Source organism: Burkholderia sp. CCA53 (genome assembly GCF_001685525.1).
GTDB lineage: Bacteria > Pseudomonadota > Gammaproteobacteria > Burkholderiales > Burkholderiaceae > Burkholderia > Burkholderia multivorans.
This window is the reverse complement of record NZ_BDDJ01000001.1, coordinates 1714997-1726969: the sequence shown is the minus strand read 5'-3', so window position 1 is coordinate 1726969 and position 11973 is coordinate 1714997. Positions and strand designations below refer to the sequence as shown.

The following is an 11973-nucleotide window of genomic DNA, read 5'->3' as shown; positions in this document are numbered from 1 at the left end:
CGGTTCGACCATGCCCTGCAACACGGCGCCGGCCGCTTCGCTTCATTGATTTACCGATGTCCATATGGAGAACTCATGAAAGCAACTCTTCGCTCGCTCGTCGCCGTGGCGGCATTCGCGTCGCTCGCACCGTCGGTTTCGCATGCAGCCAACGGCGAGATCACGTTCACGGGCACCATCAAGGCCCAGACCTGCAAGATCAGCGGCAACAACAGCGGCAACCCGAACTTCACCGTCGCACTGCCGCCGGTCTCGATCACGGCGCTGGATCAGGGCGGCAAAAGCGCAGGCCGCACGCCGTTCACGATCAGCCTGACGAACTGCTCGCCGGCGACCGGGAACGTCTATACGCACTTCGAACCGGGCGACACCATCAACACGGCGAGCGGCAACCTGATCAACGCGGAAGGCACCGCAACGCCCATCGAGGTGAACGTTCTGAACGCGGACACGAGCATCATCAAACTCGGCTCGGCCAACGAAAACTCGAAGCCGGTCGCGCTCCAGAACGGCGCGGCGACGCTCGCGTATTTCGCGCAATACGTCGCAGTGGGCGGGCCGGCCACGGCCGGCTCGGTGAAGACGTCGGTGATGTACTCGATCGCCTATCAGTAACGCGCCGTACGACGATCCTGGGCCCGGAGCGAACACGGGCCCGGGATCGCGATGCATCTTCCGGCACGCGACGGCAAAGTCGGTTACCTCCGGCCTTGCCGGCACGCACCGGCCAACAGCCGCATCGAGCGGCCGCCCGCACCGCGCGGCTTCGATCGACGCTCGCCGGCCGCCTTGCACTGCGCGCCGCCGGATCCGACTGCGACGCCCACCTCACGAGCCGCGATGTCGCGCGTACCGCGGCATGACCTGACGATACCGCGGCGTCAAAGCCGAAGCGCAACCTCGCGCCTGCCGCAGGGCTGCACGATCCGCGTGCCGCACGCCGGCACCGCTCGTCGCGACGCGCCCTCATTCATTGCCTGGCTTTCATCGCGTCCACGTCATCGCCTCCACTCCATCGCCGCCCCAATTCCAGACACGTCCTATTGCCGGGATTTAGCTCGATTGATTTAATTTTATCTTTCACTCACCTTTCTCGAGACTCATGACTGCATCCCTCCCCCTTCGCGCGAACGCGCATGCCGCGACGCGTCGGGCCGGCGTCGGCTTGTGCGCGGCTGCCGGCATGCCAGGCCGGCCGCCCGTACCGAGATCGGTCTGCTCCGCGCTGATCGCCGCGATCCTCGCGCCGTTGCCCGCGGTCGCGCAGGTCGTCAACAACCCGCAGTACGCGATCGGCGAGCACGTCGAGATCGCGGCCGGCGATTACGCGACCGTCAACTACGATTCGGTGCTGAACGTCAGCGACGGCGGCTCGATGACATCGGCGGGCCCCGTGCGCGTGTTTTCGAAGGGCAACGGCGCGATGGGCCTGTCCGTGGAGGGCCCCGGCTCGCGCATCGAACTGGGCGACAGCCAGGTGCACACGACCGGAAATTCGGCCTACGGTCTGTACCTGTTCAACGGCAGCGGCTTGCCCGACGGTGCCAGCGCGCGGCTCGACAACACCACCATCAATACGCTCGACGCCCACGGCGCGGGCGTGCGCATGTACGGCACCGGCAACCGGCTCGACATGACCGGCGGCTCGATCGACACGCTCGGCCAGGAGGCATACGGCATCTACCTCGGCCCGGGCCCGGGCGCATCGGTTTCGGTCGCCGACACGCGGATCCGCACCGTCGGCGCGTACGCGCACGGCCTGTCGTCCGATTCGGACGGCAACCATGCGACGCTCGAACGGGTCGACGTCACCGCGGAGGGCACGGAGTCGTCGGCGATCAACCAGATCGGCGAGAACACGATCTCGGTTACCGACTCGACGCTGCGCACCAACGGGTTCCTCGCTCCGGGCGTGAACCTGCGCGAAGGCGCGCTGACGATGGCGCGCACCGACGTGATCACGACCGGCGAAAGCTCGCACGGCCTCTATGCGTCGCGCGAGCTGGTGCTCGGCGCGCTCAGCGCGCAGCTCGACGTCGCCGACTCGCGCGTCACCACGCACGGCCTCGGCGCAGCCGGCGCGATCGCGCGGGACGGCGCGGAGGTGTCGGTGGCCCGCAGCAGCATCGACACGCACGGCGACAGGGCGATCGGCGTGCTGTCGGTGCGCGACGACTCCGTCGCCAGCGTGGTCGACAGCACCATCACCACCCACGGTGCCCGCGCGCGCGGCGTGCAGGCAAGCTACGGCGGCCTGGTCGACCTCGTGAACACGGCGGTGCGCACCGAAGGCGAGCACGCGGCCGGCGCCGGCCTGTTCAACGGCGAACTGCACGTCGAAGGCGGCTCGATCGTCAGCGCGCAAGGCAGCGCGATCGAAGCGACCGCCGGCCTCGTGCGCGCCTCCGGCGGCGCACACATCGAGGGCGGCAACGGCACGCTGCTCGCCGTCGCGGCCAAGGCCGGCGAGCCGGTGCATCTCCTGCTCGACAACGCGACCGCGCGCGGCAATATCGTCAACGTGCCGGCCGAGGACGGCACCCCGACGCCCGTAGTCACGAACGTCGCGCTATCGCGCGGCGCGGCGTGGGAAGGCGCGACGCAGGCCGTCGGCGCGGTGTCGATGCGGGACGGCAGCCAGTGGACCGTCACCGGCGATTCCGCCGTGCAAGGCGTCAAGCTCGATCGGTCCACGATTGCGTTCGCCGCGCCGTCCGGCGGCGCACACAAGACGCTGGTGATCCACGGCGACTATGCGGCGCAGGACGGCAGGGTCGTGCTCAATACCGTATACGGCGACGATCTCGCGCCGAGCGACAAGCTCGTGATCGACGGCGGACACGCGTCGGGCAACACCGCGCTCGTCCTGAAGCGCACGAGCGGCGACGGCGCGGCGACGACGGTCGGCATCCCGCTCGTCGAAACCCGCAACGGCGGCACCACGGAGGCGGCCGCATTCGCGCTCGACGCCGCGTCCGACGGCTATCGCAAGGATTTCGGCACGATCTCGGCAGGCGGTTACGACTACATGCTGACGCGCGGCGGCGCGTCCGGCCACGCGGACGATTGGTACCTCGTGTCCGCGGCCAAGCCGGCGCCGCCTGAGCCGCCCACGCCGCCTGCACCGCCGCAGCCGGTCGAACCGGAAACCGTGCCGCCGAAGCCCGAAGTCGTGCCGCCGCCGCCCGTGCGCGCGATCGCGCCGGAACCCGACGCCTATCTCGCGAACGCGGACGCCGCGATCCTGATGCCGATCCATACGCTGCACGAGCGCAGCGATCAGACGCTGCGCGCCGAGACCGACGAGAACGCGCGCGACGGCGCCGTATGGCTGCGCGCCCAAGGGCAGTCCACGTCGCTCGGCGGCGGCAACGGCAGCGGCGGCCGCAGCGTCAGCGGCAACGGTCGTCTGCTTCACCTCGGGGCGGACATGTTCCGGCTCGAAGACGGCCGCGGCGGCAGCTTCAGAATCGGCGCGATGGGGCTGTACGCGAGCGCGACGAGCTGGTCGACGCGCACGTTGTGGAATCCGGTCGCGCAACGTTATATGCCCGCCACGGCGCGCGGCAGCATCGACGGCTACAACGCCGGCCTGTACGCGACCTGGTACGGCAACCGCGACATCCTGACCGGGCCTCATGTCGATACGTGGCTGATGTTCGGCGCATACAGCAATCGCATCGGCGGCAGCCTGCCGGGCGACAGCTACCGGTCGCGCACGATCACCGCATCGGTCGAAGGCGGCTATGCGTTCGGCGTGTACGACGACGGCCGTTCGCGCTTTTTCGTCGAACCGGCCGCCCAGATCGTCTATGCGAACTACCAGGCGAAGGGCCACGATTCGCCGGGCGGCTACATCGGCGTGCAGCGTTCGAACGACGTGCTCGCACGCATCGGCGTGCGCGTGCATGGCGTCACGCCGATCTCGGCGTCGCAGGCGCTGCGCCCGTTCATCGAGGCCAACTGGTGGCACGGGCCGGGATCGCACCGGCTGAGCGTCGACGGCAACCCGTTCGAGCTGCGCATGCCGCGCGATCGCGCGGAGTTCAAGCTCGGCGCGACCGGCCAGTTCACGCGCAACCTGTCCGTGTCGGCGAGCGTCGGCGTCGACTCGAACTTCTCGAACTACGCGACGGTGAAGGGGCAGCTCGCCGCGAAGTATCGCTGGCGATGACACGCGGGCGGCCCGCCGCCGCCGCGGCCGTCGATGCCGCGGCGGCGGCGCTTCCCGCCCCGACAATTTCCGCTATACTCTGCCGACTGCCGCCACCTGGGCGGCATGTCGGAAGCGCGCCGATTTGCTGACTCGATTGCGGGCGCGCGAACCGGCCGGGGCGTCGATGCATCGATGCGTCGTTCCCCGGCGGTTCACTACAAATGCGGCTAAAGAGGTCGTCAGCCGCGCATCTTCGACTCCGCGCATCGCCGACACCGTTTAGCCGCCCAGTCATAAGGCGGAACGAATGGAATCGATCGGCATCGTCGCTCCACAGACCATGCACTTCGCCGAACCGCTGCGCTTGCAAAGCGGCAGCGTGATCGGCAACTATCAGCTCGTCGTCGAGACTTACGGCGAGCTCAACGCCGCGCGCTCGAACGCGGTGCTCGTCTGCCACGCGCTCAACGCGTCGCATCACGTCGCCGGCGTCTACGCGGACGATCCGCGCAGCACCGGCTGGTGGGACAACATGGTCGGCCCCGGCAAGCCGCTCGACACCAACCGCTTCTTCGTGATCGGCGTGAACAACCTCGGCTCGTGCTTCGGCTCGACCGGCCCGATGAGCATCGACCCGTCGACCGGCAAGCCGTACGGCGCGCGCTTTCCGGTCGTCACCGTCGAAGACTGGGTACACGCGCAGGCGCGCGTCGCCGACGCGTTCGGCATCGAACGCTTCGCCGCGGTGATGGGCGGCAGCCTCGGCGGCATGCAGGCGCTCGCGTGGAGCCTGATGTATCCGGAGCGCGTCGCGCACTGCATCGACATCGCGTCGACGCCGAAGCTGTCCGCGCAGAACATCGCGTTCAACGAGGTCGCGCGTTCGGCGATCCTGTCCGATCCGGATTTCCACGGCGGCGACTACTACGCGCACGGCGTGAAGCCGAAGCGCGGGCTGCGCGTCGCGCGGATGATCGGCCACATCACCTATCTGTCCGACGACGACATGGCCGAGAAATTCGGTCGCGCACTGCGCCGCGCGGACGGCGCGCTCGACGCGTACAACTTCAGCTTCGACGTCGAGTTCGAGGTCGAGTCGTACCTGCGCTATCAGGGCGACAAGTTCGCCGACTACTTCGACGCGAACACCTATCTGCTGATCACGCGCGCGCTCGACTACTTCGATCCGGCGAAGGCGTTCGACGGCAATCTGACGGCCGCGCTCGCGCACACGCAGGCGAAATACCTGATCGCGAGCTTCTCGACCGACTGGCGCTTCGCGCCCGCACGCTCGCGCGAAATCGTGAAGGCGCTGCTCGACAACAAGCGAACGGTCAGCTACGCGGAGATCGATGCGCCGCACGGCCACGACGCGTTCCTGCTCGACGACGCGCGCTATCACAACCTGATCCGCGCGTATTACGAACGAATCGCCAACGAGGTGGGTGCATGAACCAGCAGGCGCTGAACTCCCTGTCCGCGCGCGCGGACTTCCGCGCGATCGCGCGCTGGGTCGAACCGCGCTCGACGGTGCTCGACCTCGGCTGCGGCGACGGCTCGCTGCTGTCGCTGCTGATGGAAGAACTCGACGTGACGGGCTACGGGATCGAGCTGAACGACGCGGGCGTGCTCGCGAGCGCGAAGAACGGGATCAACGTGATCCAGCAGAACCTCGAGGACGGGCTGCGCCTGTTCGAGGATCACAGCTTCGATTTCGCGATCCTCTCGCAGACGCTGCAGACGATCCACCAGACGGCCGCGATCCTGCGCGAAACGGCGCGCGTCGGCCGCGAATGCATCGTGTCGTTCCCGAACTTCGGCTACTGGGCGCACCGGCTGTCGGTGCTGCGCGGCCGGATGCCGGTGTCGAAATCGCTGCCGTACCAGTGGCACAACACGCCGAACGTGCGCGTGCTGACGATCAAGGATTTCGAGGCGCTCGCCCCGGAAGTCGGCATCACGATCCTCGACCGCGTCGTGCTGCACGAAGGTCAGCCGATTCGATGGGGAGCGAACTGGCGTGGTAGTCTTGCTGTCTACCGCGTCAAGCGCAGCTGAGCCGGGAAGCCGTTGACGGGACGCCCGGCCGGCAGTTCCGGCCGCGCCGGTTCGCCCGCACGCGCGGGCCCGGCTTCGCGCCGCGCGCGGCTGCCTGCCCTGCCGCCGCAATCCGCCAACGCTATCCGGTTTCTGTCATCCATGTCGAAAACGCCACACGAGGCGCCCGCACTCACCGCTCACGAGGAACATCCCGGCTGGCGCGCCTACCTGAACACGCACATGCTGATCTGCGTGTTTCTCGGCTTCACGTCGGGCCTGCCGCTCTTCACGCTCGTCTATCTCGTGCAGGCATGGCTGCGCTCCGAAGGCGTGAACCTGAAGGAAATCGGCCTGTTCGCGCTGATCCAGTTCCCTTATACGTGGAAGTTCCTGTGGGCGCCGCTGATGGACCGCTACATCCCGCGCCTGCCCGGCTGGCGGCCGGGCCGCCGGCGCGGCTGGATGCTGCTCACGCAGGTGCTCGTCGCCGGTGCGATCGCGGCGCTCGGCTTCGTGTCGCCGCGCGACTCGATCTGGACGGTCGCCGCGCTGACCACGCTCGTCGCGTTCTTCGGCGCGAGCTCCGACATCGTGATCGACGCCTATCGGCGCGAACTGCTGCGCGACACCGAACAGGGGCTCGGCAATGCGGTGCATGTGAACGCATACAAGATCGCCGCGCTGATCCCCGGCTCGCTGTCGCTGATCCTCTCCGATCACCTGCCATGGGACGTCGTGTTCGCGGTCACCGGCGCGTTCATGCTGCCCGGCATCCTGATGACGCTCGTCGTGCGCGAGCCCGACGTGGTCGGCTCGCCGCCGCGCAGCCTGCGCGACGCGATCGTGCTGCCGTTTCGCGAATTCATCCAGCGCGACGGCTGGGCCGGCGCGCTGCTCGTGATCGCATTCATCTTCCTGTTCAAGGTCGGCGATACGATGGCCACCACGCTGTCGACGTCGTTCTTCCTCGACGTCGGCTTCACGCGGACCGAAATCGGGATCGTCGCGAAAACGACCGCACTCGTCGCGAGCGTGGCCGGCGGCATCATCGGCGGCGTATGGCTCGTGAAGATCGGGATCGGCCGCGGGCTGTGGATCTTCGGCGTGCTGCAGATGGTCTCGACGCTCGGCTTCGCGTGGCTTGCACAGCTCGGCCCCGGCTCGCCGGTGCTCGCGGTGCTCTACGACTTCACGGTCGCGGCGAGCCATGCGATCGCGTCGGGGCTGTCGGTGTTCGGTGTCGCGGTCACGCCGCATTTCAGCCCGATGACGGTCGCACTCGCGATCGTCTACGGCGCGGAGACGTTCGCGACGGGCCTGACGATGGCCGCGTTCGTCGCGTATATCGCGAGCACGACCGATCCGCGCTACACGGCGACGCAGTTTGCGCTGTTCACGAGTCTCGCATCGGTGCCGCGCACGCTCGCGTCGGCCGCGAGCGGCTTCATCGTCGCGAAGATCGGCTGGTTCGACTACTTCCTCGTCTGCACCGCGCTCGGCATCCCCGGCATGCTGCTGCTGTTCTGGATCGCGCCGTGGAACGGCACCGCACGCAACGGCGAGGCCAGCCGTGCGCAATGATCGGCTGCGCGCTCTCGCGCGTCTCGTCGCGTCGCTGAGCGTCGGCGCGGCTGCGCTCGGCGTACCGGCCGCGCAGGCGACCGACGCGGCCGGCAACGCAACGGGCAATGCAACCGGCGCGGCACCGTCCGCTGCGCCTGCCGCACCGGCGCCCGCCGCGGCCACGCCCGCACCGGCGCCCGCGGCCGACGCGACACAGCCGAGCGGCGCGGCGGCATCCGGGAAGGCCTACACGCCGGCGCCGCAGCAAGTGCGTCTCGGCAACGCGATTGCGTTCCGCTCGCTGATTCCGTCGCCGCTGCTCGAACAGCTCACCGCGAGCGAATACGCGCAGATCGTGCAGACGGCCGCCGACGAGAAACGGCTGCTGCCCGCCAGCCAGCCGCGGATGAAACGCCTGCACGCGATCGTCGCGAAACTCGCGCCGTACTCGGTCAAATGGAACGATCGCGTGAAGGGCTGGACGTGGGACGTCAACGCGATCCGCTCGCGCGACATCCGCCTGACGTGCCTGCCGGGCGGCAAGATCCTCGTGTATACGGGCCTGCTCGATCGCGTGCGCCTGAACGACGACGAGCTCGGCGTGCTGATCGCACACGGCATCGCGCACGCGCTGCGCGAACATGCGCGCAGCAACTTCGGCGCAACGTCGCAGACGTCGCTGCGCGCGGCGACGCTGCCGCCGCTGTTCGGCGTCGGCGATCCGCTGCCGCAATCGCTGCATCTCGGCGAACGTCTGCAGACGCTGCGCTACGATCCGACCGACGAGACCGAGGCCGACGTGATCGGCGGCGACATCGCCGCGCGCGCCGGCTTCGATCCGCGCGCGGCGATCACGCTGTGGGAGAAGCTCGCGGCCGCCACGCGCGCGAACAAGGCGGCCGGCTTCATCTATACGCATCCGTACGGCGCATCGCGCCGCCAGGATCTGCTGAACCGGCTGCCGGACCTGATGCCGCTGTACGCGAAGGCGATCGGCAAGCGCGTCGATGCGCTGCCCGACTACGCGGGCATCAGCGCGCAGCGGCGCAAGGTCGTGCGGCGCTGAGCGGCGCGGGCGCCTATCGCTGCGCCGCAGTAGCCGCGGCGGCCACGCGCTCGCTGCTCTCGCGCATCGCGCGCACCTCGTCGCCGGGGCTGCGCCCGAACAGCCGCTTGAACTCGCGGCTGAACTGCGACGCACTCGCATAGCCGACGCGCGCGGCCGCGGCGCCCGCCCCCAGACCGTTCTGCACCATCATCAGCCGCGCCTGATGCAGCCGCGCGGTCTTCACGTACTGCATCGGCGACGTCGCCGTCACGTGCTTGAACTGCGCATGGAATACTGCGAGGCTCATTCCGGCCTCGCGGGCGAGCGTCTCGACGTCGAGGTCGGCCCGCAGGTCCGCATGAATGCGTCGCAGCGCCTTCGCAATCCGGCCGAAATGATGCTGCTGGACGAGCGCCGCGCGAATCGCGTCGCCCTGCGCGCCGGTCAGCACGCGATACGCGATCTCGCGCATGATCGACGGCCCGAGCACGCGCGTGTCGTGCGGCGACGCGAGCGTCTCGAGCAGCCGCAGCACCGCGTCCGCGAGCGGCGCGTCGAGCGGCGTCGAATAGACGCCGTGCGGTTCGCTGACGGCCGCGCCGAGCGTCTCGTCGAGCAGGATCGCCAGCTCGGCGATCACGGCGAGATCGACGCGGATCGAGATCGCGAGGAACGGCTCGTCGGCGCTCGCATGCGTCTCGCATTCGAACGGCAGCGGCACCGACAGCACGAGGTACTGCTGCGCGTCGTACACGAACGAGCGCTCGCCGAGATAACCGAACTTGCGACCCTGGCAGACGACGACGATGCTCGGCTCGTAGAGCACCGGCAAGCGCGGCGCCGGACGGCTCACGCGGATGAAGCGCACGCCGTCGATCGCGGCCGGCGTGTCGCCCTCGTTCGGCGCGAGACGCGTATGCAGCTCGATCATGCGGCGCCGCACGCGGTCGGCCGAATCGGCAAAAAGGGGCTGGAAACTCATCGGCAAGTTCCTGTACTGCAAGAGAATCTGGCTCGCAATTTAGCACCGTGTCAGCGTTTCGACGGCCTTTCGCGAGAAATTCAAGAGGAATAGGCAAAGGTTCGAGACCTTCGTGTATTTCATCGCGGCGCCGCGCTCCTTACGATGGGGACCTGTCTCGCCGCGTCGCCACACCGCGCGGCGTGCCGTCCGTTTTGCCGGATGTTTAACCGGACAAGGAGCCTTACGCATGAGCACCACCTATGCCTACGCGGCGACCGACGCGCAATCGCCGCTCGCCCCGTTCGAATTCCAGCGTCGCGCGCTGCGCGACCTCGACGTGCAGATCGAGATCCTCTACTGCGGCGTCTGCCATTCCGACCTCCATCAGGCGCGCAACGAATGGCGCAACACCATCTATCCGGTCGTGCCGGGCCACGAAATCGTCGGGCGCGTGACCGCAACCGGGCCGCAGGTCTCGCGCTTCAAGGTCGGCGAGCTGGTCGGCGTCGGCTGTCTCGTCGATTCGTGCCGCACCTGCGCGAGCTGCGCGGAAGGCCTCGAGCAGTATTGCGAAAACGGCTTCGTCGGCACCTACAACGGCCAGGATCGCGTGACGGGCGACATAACGTACGGCGGCTATTCGACGCAGATCGTCGTCGACGAAGCATTCGTGCTGCGCGTGCCCGACACGCTCGACGCGGCCGGTGCCGCGCCGCTGCTCTGCGCGGGGATCACCACGTATTCGCCGCTGCGTCAGTGGAACGTCGGGCCCGGCAAGAAGGTCGGGATCGTGGGCCTCGGCGGGCTCGGTCACATGGGCGTGAAGCTCGCGCGCGCGATGGGTGCGCACGTCGTGCTGTTCACGACGTCGCCGTCGAAGATCGAGGACGGCAAGCGGCTCGGCGCGCATGAAGTCGTCGTGTCGAAGGACGAAGCGCAGATGAACGCGCACCTGAACAGCTTCGACTTCATCCTCAACACGGTCGCCGCGCAGCACGACCTGAATCCGTTCCTGCATCTGCTCAAGCGCGACGGCACGATGACGCTCGTCGGCGCGCCCGAGCACGATCACCCGTCGCCGCAGGTGTTCAACCTGATCTTCAAGCGCCGCCGCCTCGCCGGCTCGCTGATCGGCGGGATCGCGGAGACGCAGGAAATGCTCGACTTCTGCGCGCAGCACGGCATCACGTCCGACATCGAGATCATTCCGATGCAGGAGATCAACGCTGCGTACGAGCGGATGCTGAAGAGCGACGTGAAGTACCGGTTCGTGATCGACATGGCGTCGATCAAGCAGTAAGCCGCGCCGCCGAAACGAAACGGGCCGCATGTGCGACATGCGGCCCGTTGTTTCGTTTCTACGATGCGGCGTGATCGAGCGCGCGCCGCATGGCGCGAGCCGTCATGCGTAGTCGTAATCCACCGTCAGCGGCGCGTGGTCGCTGAACTTGATGTCCTTGAAGATCGACGTGCTTTTCGCGGTCGCCGCCACGCCCGGCGTCGCGATCTGGTAATCGATCCGCCACCCGACGTTCTTCGCATACGCCTGTCCGCGGTTGCTCCACCACGTGTACTGCTCGGGCCGCGGATCGAGCGTGCGGAACACGTCGACGTAGCCGACGTCGTCGAACAGCTTCGAGAGCCACGCGCGCTCTTCGGGCAGGCAACCGGAGTTCTTCTGGTTGCTCTTCCAGTTCTTGATGTCGATCTCCTTGTGGACGATGTTCACGTCGCCGCAGAGGATCACCTCGCGCGTCTTCTTCAGCGCCGCGAGATGCGGCATGAATTCGTCCATGAAGCGGTACTTCGCCTGCTGGCGCTCGTCGCCGCTCGAGCCGGACGGCACGTACACCGACACGACCGACAGCTTGCCGTAGCGCGCCTCGACGTAACGCCCTTCCGGATCGAATTCGCTGCTGCCGAAGCCGATGATCACGTCGTCGGGCTCGCGGCGGCTGTACAGGCCCGCGCCGCTGTAGCCCTTCTTCGCGGCATGGTGGAAATAGCTCTTCAGGCCGTGCGGCGCGACGAATTCGGCCGGCAGATCGTCGGCCGACACCTTGATTTCCTGCACGCAGACGCAATCGGCGTTCTGTTCGCCGAGCCAGTCGAAGAAGCCCTTCTTCGCGGCCGAGCGGATGCCGTTCAGGTTGGCGGTAATGACACGCATCATGTCGGGTTCCGTTTCAGTTCAGTATTCGA

Annotated in this window: 9 protein-coding genes; 7 read left to right on the top strand and 2 right to left on the bottom strand. The window is 67.8% G+C overall.

Features of this window, described 5'->3' with window-relative positions:
• Nucleotides 1-75 precede the first annotated feature (75 nt).
• The 6 genes from BCR55_RS08035 to BCR55_RS08010 all read left to right on the top strand — a co-directional run bounded on the left by BCR55_RS08035 (nucleotide 76) and on the right by BCR55_RS08010 (nucleotide 8825).
• The gene (locus BCR55_RS08035) at nucleotides 76-615 is read left to right on the top strand and encodes a fimbrial protein (protein ID WP_006407200.1); all 540 of its coding nucleotides are present in this window, start codon (nucleotides 76-78) and stop codon (nucleotides 613-615) included.
• 568 nt (nucleotides 616-1183) lie between these two features.
• A complete protein-coding gene (locus tag BCR55_RS08030) occupies nucleotides 1184-4174 on the top strand; it encodes an autotransporter outer membrane beta-barrel domain-containing protein (RefSeq protein ID WP_065494926.1) in 2991 nt (996 codons plus the stop codon).
• Between the two features lie 289 nt (nucleotides 4175-4463).
• The gene (locus tag BCR55_RS08025; protein ID WP_006401873.1) at nucleotides 4464-5609 is read left to right on the top strand and encodes a homoserine O-acetyltransferase; all 1146 of its coding nucleotides are present in this window, start codon (nucleotides 4464-4466) and stop codon (nucleotides 5607-5609) included.
• On the top strand, nucleotides 5606-6214 hold the full coding sequence (metW, locus tag BCR55_RS08020; protein ID WP_006401872.1) for a methionine biosynthesis protein MetW: 609 nt from the start codon (nucleotides 5606-5608) through the stop codon (nucleotides 6212-6214). Before BCR55_RS08025 ends, metW begins: the two co-directional genes overlap by 4 nt.
• Nucleotides 6215-6355: 141 nt before the next feature.
• A complete protein-coding gene (locus BCR55_RS08015; protein WP_006407205.1) occupies nucleotides 6356-7777 on the top strand; it encodes an AmpG family muropeptide MFS transporter in 1422 nt (473 codons plus the stop codon).
• Entirely contained in the window at nucleotides 7767-8825 is a 1059-nt protein-coding gene (locus BCR55_RS08010; protein WP_065494419.1) for a M48 family metallopeptidase, read from the top strand. The genes BCR55_RS08015 and BCR55_RS08010 overlap by 11 nt, the downstream gene beginning before the upstream one ends.
• A 13-nt stretch (nucleotides 8826-8838) precedes the next feature.
• Here BCR55_RS08010 and BCR55_RS08005 read toward each other — a convergent pair whose 3' ends face one another.
• Entirely contained in the window at nucleotides 8839-9789 is a 951-nt protein-coding gene (locus tag BCR55_RS08005) for an AraC family transcriptional regulator (RefSeq protein ID WP_006407207.1), read from the bottom strand.
• A 229-nt stretch (nucleotides 9790-10018) separates the two neighbouring features.
• On the opposite strand from BCR55_RS08005, the gene BCR55_RS08000 reads away from it, so the two are divergent.
• Nucleotides 10019-11071 (top strand): NAD(P)-dependent alcohol dehydrogenase, encoded by a 1053-nt coding sequence (locus BCR55_RS08000; RefSeq protein WP_006412226.1) that lies wholly within the window; start codon nucleotides 10019-10021, stop codon nucleotides 11069-11071.
• A gap of 102 nt (nucleotides 11072-11173) precedes the next feature.
• Here BCR55_RS08000 and BCR55_RS07995 read toward each other — a convergent pair whose 3' ends face one another.
• Complete coding sequence (locus tag BCR55_RS07995) at nucleotides 11174-11944, bottom strand: exodeoxyribonuclease III (RefSeq protein ID WP_006407209.1); 771 nt, start codon at nucleotides 11942-11944, stop codon at nucleotides 11174-11176.
• Nucleotides 11945-11973 lie beyond the last annotated feature (29 nt).

Excerpts from the sequence above, each read along its gene's own strand:
- BCR55_RS08035 (WP_006407200.1), top strand. The coding sequence starts at position 76 with ATGAAAGCAACTCTTCGCTCGCTCGTCGCCGTGGCGGCATTCGCGTCG.
- BCR55_RS08030 (WP_065494926.1), top strand. The coding sequence starts at position 1,184 with ATGCCAGGCCGGCCGCCCGTACCGAGATCGGTCTGCTCCGCGCTGATC.
- BCR55_RS08025 (WP_006401873.1), top strand. The coding sequence starts at position 4,464 with ATGGAATCGATCGGCATCGTCGCTCCACAGACCATGCACTTCGCCGAA.
- metW (WP_006401872.1), top strand. The coding sequence starts at position 5,606 with ATGAACCAGCAGGCGCTGAACTCCCTGTCCGCGCGCGCGGACTTCCGC.
- BCR55_RS08015 (WP_006407205.1), top strand. The coding sequence starts at position 6,356 with ATGTCGAAAACGCCACACGAGGCGCCCGCACTCACCGCTCACGAGGAA.
- BCR55_RS08005 (WP_006407207.1), bottom strand. The coding sequence starts at position 9,789 with ATGAGTTTCCAGCCCCTTTTTGCCGATTCGGCCGACCGCGTGCGGCGC.
- BCR55_RS08000 (WP_006412226.1), top strand. The coding sequence starts at position 10,019 with ATGAGCACCACCTATGCCTACGCGGCGACCGACGCGCAATCGCCGCTC.
- BCR55_RS07995 (WP_006407209.1), bottom strand. The coding sequence starts at position 11,944 with ATGATGCGTGTCATTACCGCCAACCTGAACGGCATCCGCTCGGCCGCG.